At 50.9% G+C, this 14,669-nt stretch carries 12 protein-coding genes; 8 read left to right on the plus strand and 4 right to left on the minus strand.

The annotated features are described in order from the left end of the window. The first annotated feature begins 27 nt into the window (after positions 1-27). The 5 genes from dpaL to ACF8OF_RS02640 all read left to right on the plus strand — a co-directional run bounded on the left by dpaL (position 28) and on the right by ACF8OF_RS02640 (position 6,784). A complete protein-coding gene (gene dpaL, locus ACF8OF_RS02620) occupies positions 28-1,230 on the plus strand; it encodes a diaminopropionate ammonia-lyase (RefSeq protein WP_279796055.1) in 1,203 nt (400 codons plus the stop codon). A gap of 19 nt (positions 1,231-1,249) precedes the next feature. Next, positions 1,250-2,467, plus strand: a complete 1,218-nt coding sequence (locus tag ACF8OF_RS02625; protein ID WP_046892061.1) for a YgeY family selenium metabolism-linked hydrolase — start codon at positions 1,250-1,252, stop codon at positions 2,465-2,467. 54 nt (positions 2,468-2,521) lie between these two features. Further along, complete coding sequence (hydA, locus tag ACF8OF_RS02630) at positions 2,522-3,913, plus strand: dihydropyrimidinase (protein ID WP_392495633.1); 1,392 nt, start codon at positions 2,522-2,524, stop codon at positions 3,911-3,913. A gap of 46 nt (positions 3,914-3,959) precedes the next feature. Further along, on the plus strand, positions 3,960-4,892 hold the full coding sequence (arcC, locus tag ACF8OF_RS02635) for a carbamate kinase (RefSeq protein ID WP_262858866.1): 933 nt from the start codon (positions 3,960-3,962) through the stop codon (positions 4,890-4,892). Positions 4,893-5,086: 194 nt separating this feature from the next. Continuing rightward, positions 5,087-6,784 carry an AIPR family protein gene (locus ACF8OF_RS02640; RefSeq protein WP_392495634.1) on the plus strand — a complete coding sequence of 566 codons (1,698 nt, stop codon included), beginning with the start codon at positions 5,087-5,089 and terminating at the stop codon, positions 6,782-6,784. Between the two features lie 58 nt (positions 6,785-6,842). Here the strand turns inward: ACF8OF_RS02640 and ACF8OF_RS02645 are convergent, their stop codons facing one another. Further along, positions 6,843-8,468 (minus strand): mucoidy inhibitor MuiA family protein, encoded by a 1,626-nt coding sequence (locus ACF8OF_RS02645; RefSeq protein ID WP_392495635.1) that lies wholly within the window; start codon positions 8,466-8,468, stop codon positions 6,843-6,845. A gap of 259 nt (positions 8,469-8,727) precedes the next feature. Here ACF8OF_RS02645 and ACF8OF_RS02650 point away from each other — a divergent pair, with 259 nt between their 5' ends. After that, positions 8,728-9,957 (plus strand): MFS transporter, encoded by a 1,230-nt coding sequence (locus tag ACF8OF_RS02650; RefSeq protein ID WP_072872256.1) that lies wholly within the window; start codon positions 8,728-8,730, stop codon positions 9,955-9,957. A 146-nt stretch (positions 9,958-10,103) separates the two neighbouring features. Further along, positions 10,104-10,655, plus strand: a complete 552-nt coding sequence (locus ACF8OF_RS02655) for an RNA 2'-phosphotransferase (RefSeq protein WP_262864613.1) — start codon at positions 10,104-10,106, stop codon at positions 10,653-10,655. Positions 10,656-10,661: 6 nt separating this feature from the next. Here ACF8OF_RS02655 and fghA read toward each other — a convergent pair whose 3' ends face one another. The 3 genes from fghA to tet(D) form a co-directional block, all read right to left on the minus strand. Beyond that, positions 10,662-11,492, minus strand: coding sequence for an S-formylglutathione hydrolase (gene fghA, locus ACF8OF_RS02660; protein ID WP_392495636.1), 831 nt, complete (start codon positions 11,490-11,492; stop codon positions 10,662-10,664). Between the two features lie 21 nt (positions 11,493-11,513). Further along, a complete protein-coding gene (locus ACF8OF_RS02665) occupies positions 11,514-12,623 on the minus strand; it encodes an S-(hydroxymethyl)glutathione dehydrogenase/class III alcohol dehydrogenase (protein WP_004236057.1) in 1,110 nt (369 codons plus the stop codon). A gap of 94 nt (positions 12,624-12,717) precedes the next feature. Then, positions 12,718-13,902 carry a tetracycline efflux MFS transporter Tet(D) gene (gene tet(D) / locus ACF8OF_RS02670; RefSeq protein WP_392495639.1) on the minus strand — a complete coding sequence of 395 codons (1,185 nt, stop codon included), beginning with the start codon at positions 13,900-13,902 and terminating at the stop codon, positions 12,718-12,720. 94 nt (positions 13,903-13,996) lie between these two features. Between tet(D) and tetR(D) the strand changes: the two genes are divergently transcribed. Next, positions 13,997-14,626: a tetracycline resistance transcriptional repressor TetR(D) gene (gene tetR(D), locus ACF8OF_RS02675; protein WP_279796063.1), complete on the plus strand. Its 630-nt coding sequence runs from the start codon at positions 13,997-13,999 to the stop codon at positions 14,624-14,626. The last annotated feature ends 43 nt before the right edge of the window (positions 14,627-14,669 follow it).

The following is a 14,669-nucleotide window of genomic DNA, read 5'->3' on the forward strand; positions in this document are numbered from 1 at the left end:
TTTCCCGATGATATGAGGTGAGGCTCTATGTCTGTCTTCTCACTGAAGTTAGATATTTCAGATAACCGTTATTTCAACGGCAAACACTCCCCGCTTTTTTCCCGTGAAGAAGCACATAAAGCGCTGACGTTTCATGAGAAAATTACGGGTTACCATCCGACACCACTGTATGACATGAACGATCTCGCCGCCCTGTTCGGCGTACGTCATATCCTGGTGAAAGATGAGTCACAGCGTTTTGATCTGAATGCATTCAAAATTCTGGGCGGCTCTTATGCTATCGCCCACCTGTTGTGCGAAAAGTACAACATGGATATTAACGATTTCTCTTTCGAGAAACTCAAAAGCACCCTGACTGAAAAAATGACGTTCGCCACCACTACTGACGGCAACCACGGCCGCGGTGTGGCCTGGGCGGCACGCGCACTCGGTCAGAAAGCGGTGGTGTACATGCCGAAAGGCTCCGCACAGGAACGTGTGAATCACATTACCGGCCTCGGGGCGGAGTGTATCGTCACAGATATGAACTACGACGATACCGTCCGTCTCACCATGGAAAATGCCAAAAAACACGGCTGGATCGTGGTTCAGGATACCGCCTGCGAAGGCTACACCAAGATCCCGACCTGGATTATGCAGGGCTACACCACGCTGGCTGCCGAAGCCGTTGCCCAGATGAAAGAGATGAAGATTCAGCGTCCGACCCACGTGCTGTTACAGGCCGGTGTGGGTGCGATGGCCGGCGGTGTGCTGGGCTATCTGGTCGATGAGTTCGGGGCAAAAGATCTGCATTCCATTATTGTCGAGCCGGATCTGGCTGACTGTCTCTACCGTTCCAGCCTGAAAGGCGAAATCGTCAATGTCGGCGGCGATATGGCCACCATCATGGCGGGCCTGGCCTGCGGCGAGCCGAACCCTATCGGCTGGGATCTGATGCGTAACTGCGCGACACAGTTTATCTCCTGTGAAGATGCGGTGGCTGCTCTCGGCATGCGTGTCCTCGGTAACCCGTACGGCAAAGACAGCCGCGTGATTTCCGGTGAATCCGGCGCAGTCGGTCTCGGTGTGCTGGCGGCGGTTAACTATCATCCGGAACGTGCGGAACTGATGGAAAGACTCGGCCTGAACAGTGATTCCGTCATTCTCGTGATCAACACCGAAGGTGACACCGATACCAAACATTATCGTGAAGTTGTCTGGGAAGGTAAAAACCCGGCGCAGAAATATTAACTAATTGGAGTATTGAAACATGGCTAAGCAAATCCCGTTTGATGAAATTGTCAAAAAAGCTGAACACTATAAAAAAGATATGACCCGTTTTCTGCGCGATATGGTGGCAATTCCCAGCGAAAGCTGCGACGAAAAACGCGTGATTCACCGCATCAAAGAAGAGATGGAAAAAGTCGGCTTTGATAAAGTGGATATCGACCCGATGGGGAACATTCTGGGCTATATCGGTCACGGTCCGCACCTGATCGCCATGGATGCACATATCGATACCGTGGGTATCGGTAACATCAAAAACTGGGAATTCGACCCGTACGAAGGTATGGAAAACGACGAAATCATCGGCGGACGCGGTACCTCTGACCAGGAAGGCGGCATGGCCTCTATGGTCTATGCCGGTAAAATCATCAAAGATTTAGGTCTGGAAGATCAGTACACCCTGCTGGTGACCGGGACTGTTCAGGAAGAAGACTGTGATGGTCTATGCTGGCAGTACATCATCGAGCAGGACAAAATCAGACCGGAATTCGTGGTCAGTACCGAACCGACGGACTGCCAGATTTACCGCGGCCAGCGCGGCCGGATGGAAATCCGCATTGATGTGCCGGGGATCAGCTGCCACGGCTCCGCACCGGAGCGCGGCGATAACGCTATCTTCAAAATGGGTCCGATTCTGGGCGAGTTACAGGAACTGTCAAAACGTCTGGCACACGACGATTTCCTCGGCCAGGGCACACTGACGGTTTCTGAAATTTTCTACACCTCACCAAGCCGCTGTGCGGTTGCTGACAGCTGCGCAGTCTCTATCGACCGCCGCCTGACCTGGGGCGAAACATGGGAAGGCGCACTGGACGAAATCCGTGCATTACCGGCAGTCAAAGCCGCGAAAGGTGTGGTTTCTATGTACACCTATGAGCGTGCCTCCTGGACCGGTCTGGTTTATCCGACAGAGTGCTACTTCCCGACCTGGAAAGTGGAAGAAGATCACTTCACCGTGAAGACACTGGATCGCGCTTACCGCGGCCTGTTCAACAAAGAGCCGGTTGTTGATAAGTGGACTTTCTCCACCAACGGTGTTTCTATCATGGGTCGTCACGGCATTCCGGTTATCGGTTTTGGTCCGGGTAAAGAGCCTGAAGCTCACGCACCAAACGAAAAAACCTGGAAAGATCACCTGGTGACCTGTGCGGCAATGTATGCGGCCATTCCGTTAAGCTATATGGCTGAACTGAAAAAATAATCTTGTCTTACCGGCCCCGTACTGATGTGCGGGGCTTTTTCAGGAGTACCCCCTATGCGCACACTGATTATCAACGGCACCGTTGTCAATGCAGACGGACAATACCGGCACGATGTTCTGATTGAAAACGGCCTGATCTCACAGGTTGCACCGGACATTGCCCCGGAGACAGATGACCGCGTTATTGATGCACAGGGATGTTATGTTTTTCCCGGCGGTATTGATGTTCATACCCATTTTAATATTGATGTCGGCCTTGCCCGCAGCTGTGATGATTTTTACACCGGCACGCGTGCGGCAGCCTGCGGCGGTACCACCACCATTATCGATCATATGGGATTTGGTCCGGCGGGTTGTTCACTGCACCACCAGCTTGAGAATTATCACCGCTACGCCAAAGGACGCGCCGTTATCGATTACAGTTTTCACGGCGTGATCCAGCATATCAACGACGATATTTTAAAGGAAATCCCGCTGATGGTGGCGGACGGGATCAGCAGCTTCAAACTCTATCTGACCTATCAGTACAAGCTGGATGATCCGGATATTTTACGTGCCCTGCAACAGCTTAACCACGCCGGGGCGCTGACCACCGTGCATCCGGAAAATGATGCGGTGATTGCGCAGCGCAAAGCGGAATTTGTGAAAAAAGGTCAGACCTCGCCGATTTTCCACGCCCTGAGCCGCCCTGCGGAATGTGAGGCGGAAGCGATAGGCCGGATGATTAATCTGGCGCATATCTGCGGCAATGCGCAGCTCTATATCGTCCACCTTTCCAACGGATTGGGTCTCGATTACCTGAAGATGGCGAAAGCCCGCCACCAACCGGTCTGGATAGAAACCTGTCCGCAGTATCTGTTCCTTGATGAGCGCTGTTATGAGCGTGATGACGGCCTGAAATTTATTCTCAGCCCGCCGCTGCGTAACCGCCGGGAAGCCGATGCTCTGTGGCTGGGTATTGATGACGGCGCGATTGATGTGGTCGCCACCGACCACTGCACCTTCCCGTATCAGCAGCGCCTGGCGCTGTCCGGCGGGAATTTCACCCGCTGTCCGAACGGCCTGCCGGGAGTTGAAAACCGTATGTTACTGCTGTTTTCCGCAGGCGTGATGCAGGGACGGATTTCACCGGAACACTTTGTTTCCCTTACCAGTGCGATGCCGGCAAAACTGTTTGGTATCTGGCCGGAAAAAGGTGTGATCCGCCCGGGCGCGGACGGTGATATCACCATTATCGACCCGGCGCAGGAAACCACTATCCGCCATGCGGATCTGCATGATAACGCGGACTACAGCCCGTATGAGGGAATGACGGTACAGGGCGCAATCCGCTGCACACTGTCGCGCGGTGATATTGTTTACCGTGACGGCGAATTTTCTGCTGAACCCGGCCGCGGTCGTTTCCTGAAACGCCGTCCGTTTAAGGCGCCGCACCGGTGTTATTAATTTTTTCCGATTATCGTTTCAACTCATTTATTACGGGTAAAAAAGGATGAAAAAAACAATCGTATTAGCACTGGGCGGCAACGCACTGGGAAATGATCTTCCGGGACAGATGGCTGCCGTCAAAACCACCTCTGTCGTGATTGCCGACCTGATTGCTCAGGGATACCGCGTTGTGGTCACACACGGTAACGGCCCGCAGGTGGGGATGATAACCGGTGCCTTTGAGGCTGCCAGCAAAACCGAAGCCAAATCACCGGTTCTGCCGATGTCAGTCTGTGTGGCACTGAGCCAGGGATATATAGGTTATGATTTGCAGAACGCGCTGCGTGAAGAACTGCTGAACCGGGGTATCAATAAGCCGGTTGCCACCATCGTGACACAGGTGGAAGTCGATGCGGCGGATCCGTCATTTAAAAACCCGACCAAACCTATCGGCGCGTTCTACAGCAAAGAAGAAGCGGAAGCCCTGAGCAAAAAAGGGTTTGAAATGCGCGAAGATGCGGGCCGTGGTTACCGCCGCGTGGTGTCATCACCAAAACCGGTTGATATTATTGAAAAAGAGACCGTCAAAGCCATGCTGGATGCTGATCAGCTGGTGATCACTGTCGGCGGCGGCGGTATTCCGGTGATCCGCGACGGTAACACACTGCACGGTGCCAATGCGGTTATCGACAAAGACTGGGCGAGCGCCAAACTGGCGGAGATGATCGATGCGGATATGCTGATTATCCTGACTGCCGTGGAAAAAATTGCCATCAACTTCGGCAAACCCAATGAGCAGTGGCTGGATAAACTGACATCTGCGGATGCGCAGCGTTATATCGATGAGAAACATTTTGCGCCGGGTTCGATGTTACCGAAAGTGGAAGCAGCGCTCTCCTTCAGCCGCAGTAAAAAAGGCCGCAAAGCGCTGATTACGTTACTGAATAAAGCCAAAGACGGTATTGAGGGTAAAACCGGTACGGTTATCGGCGACTGATAATCATCCATGATACTAATCTGAAACGACCGATTACTCGGTTGTTTCAGATCAAAAAATCAAGATAACATCTCAATTTATAAACCTTATTATTAATTATCCATAATTAGAAAAAACAAATTAAATGGATAGCATTAAATAATATAAATTGATATTATTTATAGTCAATAAATTTTCATAAAAAATGAGGTGATATGAGTAACTTAACTAACTCGCAAATTATAATGGAAAAAATAATTCGTGACCAAGCAAAAGATGAAGGTGTGAATTTTTCAGAGTACTTTGAGATATATACCGCATCTCAAATTCTTAAAGACTATGATTTAACATATGCTGATATTGAATATAGTATTGTTGGTGATGGTGGAGATGGTGGAATTGATTCAATTTACACATTTCTAAATGGTGAGTTAATAAAAGAAGATACTGCATATCAAAAATCAGGAAAACATAATAAGATTGAATTAGTAATAATTCAATCTAAAACCTCAAAATCATTTGGTGAAGATGCAGTTGTTAAATTCAATGAAGTAACAAGGGATTTATTTAATATATCATTAGATATTAATAGCGACGAACTAGCTAAAAGATATAACGATGACCTAAGAGGACGCGTATCCATTTTTAGAAGCGTCTATAGTGATCTAATGAAAGGATTCCCTGACTTAACATTTTCATTTTATTATTCCACGTTAGGTGAGGATGTTCATGATAATGTAATCGGGAAAGGGACACCATTACAAGAAACTATATCTAGAATGTTTACAGGCTCTAAGTTTTCATTAGAATTTATTGGTGCCACTAAATTAATAGAGCTAAATAGAAAAGTAAGAAGTACATCAAGAACAATGGAGTTAGCGGAATCACCAATAGCAACCGAAACGGGAAGTTACTTATGTCTTGTCAATCTGAAAAAATACTATGATTTTATTTCTGATAATAATGATTTATCTAGAAGCATCTTCGAATCAAATGTAAGAGATCATAATGGTGATGTTGTTGTAAACGTAGCAATACAGGAAACACTTTCTCAAGGAAATGAGGATTTTTGGTTTTTAAATAATGGAATAACGATAATTACATCAAAAGCTGTTCTTGCTGGTAAAACATTGACTATAGAAAACCCTCAAGTAGTAAATGGGTTACAAACCTCTCATGAAATTTATAATTATTTTTCTACCTTGATAGATGATAAAAAAGAAATCCGAAATGTTTTAGTTCGTGTTATCTGTGAAGATGACCCAGAATCAAGAGATAAAATAATAAGAGCTACAAATAGTCAAACTAGCATCCCTCCGGCTTCATTGCGAAGTTCTGATATGATACATAGAGATATTGAGGATTTTTTTAAGGCTAGCGGTTATTTTTATGATAGAAGAAAAAATTTCTACAAGAATGAAGGAAAGGCTGCATCCAAAATTGTATCAATCCCATACTTATCTCAATGTGTAATATCCATCGTCCTTCTCCAGCCTAATAATGCCAGAGCAAGGCCATCGACATTAATAAATGATAACACTCGCTATGAGAAAATTTTCAATAAAAAATATTCATTATCACTTTATTTAAATTCCTATCTAATCCTTAAGCGATGCTCTGAATTATTAAAGGAATATGAATTTAAAAGCAAAAGGGATTTTAATAACGTTATATATCATGTATCGATGGCAACCATATTTAGCCTAGCCATCAAAGATGGCGAAAATAATAAAATTATAAAATACGTTAGTGAGTTTGACATTAATAGAATTGACAATCTTCATTTCGATAATATTTTTGATTTAGTTTGGAAGGAATATGCTAATTTAGGTCAGGATGATAATGCTGCCAAGGGGACTGATTTCGTTGAAAACATACAAAAATCGCTTATAAAACTCTATAAAAATAATTAATTTAAAACACTAACGGCCAACAAATTTGGCTGTTAGTGTTTTACCTTAAATAAGAATATTATAAACCGCTGATAGGTTTTTCTTTCGGGTATTTCAGTGTATAACTCAGCGACAGTTCCATGACCTGCTGCGGCTTCAGTTCGGCTTTCCATTCCACTTCACCGGTCTGTTTATTGACAGTTCCTTCCCCGGTTTTGACATCTTTCACCAGGATATTGCTGTCCTGACTGACCGGGATCTGGTCATAAACCGTCACCACCAGCGGCGCTTTGGCAAAAGAGGATAAAGTAATCATATAGCCTTCGCTCTGTTCAACCGCAGAGCCCAGAATACCCGGCTGTTTTGTCAGCTTACTGTCCACCTTACGGCTGACCTGAATATCTTTATTCATGCCGAACGGCAGTTCCAGCTCATTAGTGATCAGGCCGGAATCGAGATAGGTCTGCCCGATATAACGGTTATCAAAATAGATATTCGCCTTACCGCTGAGCAGATTCAGCGCCGGTGCGTTTTCCACAACCGCCTGTAAATACACATGTTCGTCCATCTTCGGTCGTGTGATATAACGGTATTTTCCGTCCAGCGCCGTCTGTTTGATGGTCAGGGAACGGGATTCCGGAACGGACGGCAGGGAATACGGTTTATCAATGCGGTACGTCAGGCTGATACCGTTACTTTCTGCGGTAACAAACGACGAGATCCCGCCTGCAGGGGCTTTTTTCACTGAGCGGTTACGGCTGTAATCTTTATCCTCCGCCATCATGGCTACCGGAGCAGGCGCCATTTCCCCCATCACCGCATACTCATTGATCAGTGACAGATACTGCGGATAGAGCTGCGGCGGGGCAATACTCTGTACCGGGTCAGCGGATGACAACACCAGTTCCACCTGATCCCAGTCGATACCGGTGTTCTGTATCACATCCGCTTTGTAGGTCAGTGTCACGGGCTTATCCATACCGGCGCTGCGGATATCATAGGACGGCGCCCAGGCCGCATCCGGCGTGATATAGTTGATATCCAGTTCCGCTGTCACCGCTTTTTTCGCGGACACATTCAGCACCAGCTGCGTGCGGCGCGCCTTAAACTGTGCGACTTTCTCTTCATACTGCGCTTTCAGCAGGTTCAGTGCTTCGGTTTTTTCATTGATTTGCCGGGTGTATTCCAGCTGTTCCGCATAGATTTTTGCCATCTGACTGCGGATAAAATCCAGCTTCTGCACCGATTGTTCCTGTGTCAGCGGCGCACCGCCGGTGCCGAAGAAATTCTGATCCCGCAGCAGACCCAGCTGTTCGTTATTCACTTCCGTCTGCATATTCAGCTGCTGAATCGCCCGATCCTGCTCCTCAATCTGCGCCTTCATGGCATTGATGTCGTCTGAATACTCCGGCTTTTCAATTTCGCTGCGCAGATTGACGGACTGAATAATGACATCATCATTATTCAGCATAACGGATAAGCTGCCCGGATTAATATTTCCGGCCACATTGGTCAGGATCACATCACTGTCACCGGCAGGCAAATTCAGTGTTGCACTGTTACTCAGCTCTGCCCCGCGCAGGAAAATCGTGGCTGTGTTAAGTTTTACATCCTGAACAATGACATTCGGTTTGCCCGCCGCCGCCGCGGTTACCGCCATACCGGCGATCAGCAGGGTACTTTTAACGCCAAAGGTTAATGCCATTACGTAACTCCCTGATTATTATCATCACGATTCCGGCACCGCATACCGGCAGGCCGCTGTGTGCACCATAACACACCATAGTAAAACAGCTGCCATAACGAAGATAACGGAATAACCTTAAAAGCGCGGCTGTCCGCTGTTTGCCGGGCTTTTTATATGTTACTGCTTCTTTAAAACCGTATTTTATGATTAACATTTGCACGCTTATTGTTTAGTATACTAAACACATTTCATCTGACGGATAAAAAAGGTCGCAACCATGACGACACTCCGGACACACACGGCAGCGACTGCCACTTCACGCAACAAGTTGTTATGGATAGCCGGGATGGGCTGGACATTTGACGCCATGGATGTCGGGCTGCTGGCGTTTCTGCTGGCTGCCTTACAGGCAGACTGGGGGCTGAGTGCCGCACAGCTCGGCTGGATCGGCAGTCTCAATGCCGCCGGGATGGCAGTCGGTGCCTTTGTTTTCGGTCTGATGGCAGACAGAAAAGGCCGCAAACCGGTATTTATTCTCACTCTGCTGCTGTTCAGTCTGGGATCCGGACTGACGGCTGTCGCCGGTTCGCTGGCGGTGGTGCTGGTGCTGCGCTTTTTCATCGGTATGGGGCTTGGCGGAGAACTGCCGGTGGCCTCCACGCTGGTCAGTGAGAGCGTGGCTCCTCACGAACGCGGACGCGTGGTCGTGCTGCTGGAAAGCTTCTGGGCCGTGGGCTGGCTGATTGCGGCACTGATTGCCTATTATGTTATCCCGGATTACGGCTGGCGCACGGCGATGCTGCTCAGCGCCCTGCCTGCGCTGTATGCCCTCTGGCTGCGGGCAAAACTGCCGGAGCCGGTATCCCGCTATACCGCGCAGGAACGCCCGAAACTCACCATTGCACAATCGATGGCCCTGATCTGGTCACCACAGTACCGTCGTGCCACCCTGATGCTGTGGATCCTGTGGTTCTGTGTGGTGTTTTCCTATTACGGTATTTTTCTCTGGCTGCCGGGCGTGGCGATCCTCAAGGGATTCAGCCTGATAAAAAGCTTCCAGTATGTGCTGATCATGACACTCGCCCAGTTACCCGGCTATTTCAGTGCCGCCTGGCTGATTGAACGTTACGGCCGCAAATTCGTGCTGGTCACCTATCTCGCCGGAACAGCAATCAGTGCTTACGGGTTCAGTTGCGCGGAAACCGCCACGGCACTGGTCATTTCGGGTATGCTGCTCTCATTCTTTAACCTCGGTGCCTGGGGCGCGCTCTACGCCTACACGCCGGAACAGTATCCCGACAGTGTCCGCGCCACCGGCGCGGGAACTGCCACCGCCATCGGACGGATAGGCGGGATCCTCGGCCCTCTGCTGGCCGGGTACCTGATTCAGTATCAGTTTGCTGTCAGCACCATTTTCCTGATCTTCAGTGCAGCGGTGGTGATCGCCATTCTTGCGGTCATTTTTCTCGGTGCGGAAACCCGCAACCGCGAACTCAGTACCATTTAAACCACATCCTGACGGCGGTTATTCCGCCGTCAGGGCCTGATGCAGCGCATAGTTATCGCTGTCATTCCTCCCCTTTACCGCAACAGGCGCGTATAATTCCGCCATGATGTCACGACCGGATCACCGGTAAAAACCGTAAAAAGAAAATGAATCAATACGATAAAATCAGTAAATTTCTGAGTTATGTCCTGCGGCACCAGCCGGAGTCCATCGGGATCCGCCTTGACAATGAAGGCTGGACAGATATCGCCGTTCTGCTGCATCAGGCCGCTGCTCACGGCACACCGTTTGACCGTGAAACGCTGGAAAAGGTGGTGGAAACCAACGACAAAAAACGGTTTACGATCTCATCCGACGGCATGTATATCCGCGCGGCACAGGGGCATTCCGCCGGACAGGTGGCGATCGATTACCCGCCGCAGACACCACCGGATAGTCTGTATCACGGCACGGCTATCCGGTTTATCAGTGATATCTGTGAACTGGGATTAATTGCCGGATCACGGCACTATGTGCACCTCAGCGCGGATGAAGATACCGCACTGGCTGTCGGTGCCCGTCACGGCAAACCGGTGGTGCTCACCATTGCCGCCGGGGAGATGCATAAAACCGGTTATCCGTTCTATCTGGCGGATAACGGCGTCTGGCTGACGCCGCATGTCCCGATAAAATACCTGTCGCAGAAAAAACCCGGCTGACCGGGTTTATGCGTTAAGACGTGCTGCATGCCACGCGATATGATCGGCGATAAAACTCGCAATGAAGTAATAGCTGTGATCATAACCGGCATGCACACGGATGGTGTGCGGGATATTGTGCGTTTCACAGGCGGATTTCAGTAACCCGGTTTTCAGCTGCTTACTGAAGAAGGTATCCGCAAGCCCCTGATCAACCAACATATCCGCAACTTTATGGCCGGATTCGATCAGTTTCACCGCATCATACTGCTCCCACGCCGCTTTATCCCCGCCCAGATAGGCAGAGAACGCTTTTTCGCCCCACGGTACCTGTGACGGTGACACAATCGGCGCAAACGCCGACACGCTGAGGAACGCCTCCGGATTACGCAGTGCCAGCACCAGCGCGCCGTGTCCGCCCATCGAATGCCCGCAGATACCGCGTTTTTCCGATGTGCCGAAATGCCCGCTCACCAGGGTGTGCAGCTCATCCAGAATGTAATCATACATCTGATAATGCGCTTTCCACGGTTCCTGTGTGGCATTGACATAAAACCCGGCACCCTGCCCGAGATCGTACTCTTTATCATCTGCCACCTGACTGCCGCGCGGACTGGTATCCGGCGCGACAATCACCAGACCGTGCTCCGCTGCATAACGCTGCGCCCCGGCTTTGGTGATAAAATTCTGCTCGTTGCAGGTCAGCCCGGAAAGCCAGTACAGCACCGGACATTTCTCTGTTTTTGCCTGCGGCGGCAGAAACACGGAAAAGGTCATCGGCGTACCGGTCACCGCAGAGTGGTGACGCCAGACTTCCTGGCTGCCGCCGAAACAGACGTGATGTTCAATCCGTTCCATAATATCTCCCTGAATACGTTATCAGTAATGAATGACGGTGCGGATGGATTTACCATCGTGCATCAAATCAAACGCCTCGTTGATTTTATCCAGTTCCATGGTGTGGGTGACAAACGGTGCCAGCTCGATTTTGCCGCTCATGGCATCTTCCACCATTCCCGGTAACTGGGTACGCCCTTTCACGCCGCCGAACGCCGTGCCTTTCCAGACCCGCCCGGTGACCAGCTGGAACGGACGTGTTGAAATCTCTTTTCCGGCACCCGCCACCCCGATAATCACCGACTGTCCCCAGCCGCGGTGCGCACTTTCCAGTGCCGAACGCATCACATTGACATTGCCGATACATTCAAAGGTATGATCCACACCCCATTTGGTCATTTCGACCAGCACCTGCTGAATAGGTTTGTCATAATCATTCGGGTTGATGCAGTCTGTGGCGCCGAACTGTTTTGCCAGCTCAAACTTGGACGGATTGGTATCGATAGCAAAGATACGACCGGCTTTTGCCTGACGCGCCCCCTGCACAACCGCCAGCCCGATACCGCCGAGGCCGAATACCGCGACGGAATCCCCTTCCTGCACTTTCGCGGTATTGTGTACCGCGCCGATCCCGGTGGTCACGCCGCAGCCGAGCAGACAAACCTGCTCCGCATTGGCCTGCGGATTGATTTTCGCCAGTGAGACTTCCGCCACAACGGTGTATTCGCTGAATGTTGAGCAGCCCATATAGTGATAGAGCGGCTGACCGTTATACGAAAAACGGCTGGTGCCGTCCGGCATCACACCCTTACCCTGGGTTTCGCGGACTGCGACACAGAGGTTGGTTTTACCGGAGGTACAAAAATCACACTCGCCGCACTCGGCGGTGTACAGCGGGATCACATGATCGCCCGGTTTCACACTGGTTACGCCCTCGCCGACCTCAACCACCACCCCGGCACCTTCATGACCGAGCACCACCGGGAACAGACCTTCCGGATCATCCCCGGAAAGCGTGTAGGCATCGGTATGGCATACCCCGGTGTGGCTGATTTTCACCAGCACTTCCCCTTTCTTCGGCGGTGCCACATCAATTTCAACAATTTCAAGGGGTAAACCCGGCCCGAAGGCCACTGCTGCACGTGATTTCATAACGGTTCCTCTGTGTCTGAGGCTTATCATGGCAGGTGATAAGCACGAATGCCGTCCACCATACCGCACAACAGCGCTGCCTGTATAGCACCGGTCAGCAGGTGACCGCCACCGGTGCCGGTTTTCTGATCAGCAGGCAGATTGCCAGCAGCAGACCGTACAGTGCCGTGCCAATCAGCCATACCGTGCCGTCCGCACTCTGCTGTGTCTGACTGAAAATAAAGGCAAACAGCAGCGGGCCCGCCACGCCGGTCAGATTAGTCAGGCTGACCAGCACGCCCTGTAATTTGCCCTGGTTTGCCGCTGATGCCCCGGCGGAGATAATTCCCTGCAATGCAGGCAGGGCAATCCCGCCGCCCGCCAGCAGGATCAACACCGGATATACCATCCATCCGGAAGTGATAGCAGACATCAATAAAAACGCGGTGACATCGGCGATAAACCCGGTAAAGATAATCGTTTTTTCACTCAGCCGTTTCGCCAGTATCCCGGCAACCACCGCCTGAAACAGAACATGCATTGCTCCGAGTCCCGCCAGTGAAAACCCGACAGCGGCACTGTCCCAGGCAAAGCGGCTCTCTGTGAACAATACCCAGACGGTAGCCGGGATCTGCCCGATAAGCTGGGCGGTAAAAAAAACAAACAGCAACAGCGCCAGTGGCTTAAGTAATGTGATAAAGCGGATACCTGCGCTTTCCGCTTTCTGCTCCGCCGGTTTTTCGTCTGCCTGTACCGCCGGTTTAAAGAGAAAAAAGACCATCAGAAAGGTGCAGGCATTCAGTATCGCCGCAATGACAAACGGCAGATGCGGCGAGATATCCCCCGCCAGTCCGCCGATAGCCGGCCCGGCGATCAGCCCGGCTCCGAAGGCCGCACCGAGACGACCGAACCAGGCGGTGCGTTCACTGACCGCCGTGCTGTCTGCCACCACCGAAGCTGCAACCGCGCCGGTAGCACCGGTGATCCCGGAGATAATCCGCCCGAGATACAGCATCCACAGCACATTGGACAGCGCCAGCAGCGTGTAATCAAACGCGGCACCCGCCAGGGATAACAGCAGCACCGGTCTGCGCCCCAGCTTATCTGACCATCTGCCCAGCAGCGGCGCAAAACAGACCTGCATCACCGCATACAGCGCCAGCAGAATGCCGTAATGATTTGCCACATCCGCTTCCGGGAGATACTCCCGCAGCAGTGACGGCAATACCGGCATGATCAGACCAATTCCCATCGCGTCCAGCAGTGTAATCACCAGCGCGATAACAGCGGGTTTATTCATGTTTCAGATCCTGTATTAATTCTCTATCATTGATAGAGTTGGAATATATCCCTATCAGTGATAGAGTGTCAATCTGAAATCAGAGGAGAAGGTCATGGCACGGCTGAACAGAGAATCGGTTATTGATGCGGCACTGGAACTGCTGAATGAGACGGGCATTGACGGGCTGACGACCCGCAAACTGGCACAGAAGCTGGGAATAGAACAACCGACGCTCTACTGGCACGTGAAAAATAAGCGGGCACTGCTGGATGCGCTGGCGGTGGAAATTCTGGCGCGTCATCATGATTATTCACTGCCTGCGGCGGGGGAATCCTGGCAGTCATTTCTGCGCAACAATGCGATGAGTTTCCGCCGTGCGTTACTGCGTTACCGTGACGGGGCAAAAGTGCATCTCGGTACACGCCCTGATGAAAAACAGTATGATACGGTGGAAACCCAGTTACGCTTTATGACCGAAAACGGCTTTTCCCTGCGTGACGGGCTGTATGCAATTTCAGCGGTCAGTCATTTTACGCTGGGTGCCGTGCTGGAGCAGCAGGAGCATACTGCCGCCCTGACCGATCGCCCGGCGGCACCGGATGAAAACCTGCCGCCGTTATTGCGGGAAGCGCTGCAGATTATGGACAGTGATGATGGTGAGCAGGCCTTTCTTCACGGCCTGGAGAGCCTGATTCTGGGGTTTGAGGTGCAGTTAACCCACTCAGGACATAGCCCGCGATAACGGGAAAAGAAAACGAAAAGCAGGCGCGTCATGGATGACGCGT

It is taken from the genome of Morganella sp. TYF_1 (genome assembly GCF_043105645.1).
Classification (GTDB): Bacteria; Pseudomonadota; Gammaproteobacteria; order Enterobacterales; family Enterobacteriaceae; genus Morganella; species Morganella morganii_B.

Coding starts and splice junctions, on each gene's coding strand:
- ACF8OF_RS02645 (WP_392495635.1), bottom strand. CDS start 8,468: ATGGCATTAACCTTTGGCGTTAAAAGTACCCTGCTGATCGCCGGTATG.
- hydA (WP_392495633.1), top strand. CDS start 2,522: ATGCGCACACTGATTATCAACGGCACCGTTGTCAATGCAGACGGACAA.
- ACF8OF_RS02625 (WP_046892061.1), top strand. CDS start 1,250: ATGGCTAAGCAAATCCCGTTTGATGAAATTGTCAAAAAAGCTGAACAC.
- arcC (WP_262858866.1), top strand. CDS start 3,960: ATGAAAAAAACAATCGTATTAGCACTGGGCGGCAACGCACTGGGAAAT.
- ACF8OF_RS02640 (WP_392495634.1), top strand. CDS start 5,087: ATGAGTAACTTAACTAACTCGCAAATTATAATGGAAAAAATAATTCGT.
- ACF8OF_RS02655 (WP_262864613.1), top strand. CDS start 10,104: ATGAATCAATACGATAAAATCAGTAAATTTCTGAGTTATGTCCTGCGG.
- ACF8OF_RS02650 (WP_072872256.1), top strand. CDS start 8,728: ATGACGACACTCCGGACACACACGGCAGCGACTGCCACTTCACGCAAC.
- ACF8OF_RS02665 (WP_004236057.1), bottom strand. CDS start 12,623: ATGAAATCACGTGCAGCAGTGGCCTTCGGGCCGGGTTTACCCCTTGAA.
- dpaL (WP_279796055.1), top strand. CDS start 28: ATGTCTGTCTTCTCACTGAAGTTAGATATTTCAGATAACCGTTATTTC.
- fghA (WP_392495636.1), bottom strand. CDS start 11,492: ATGGAACGGATTGAACATCACGTCTGTTTCGGCGGCAGCCAGGAAGTC.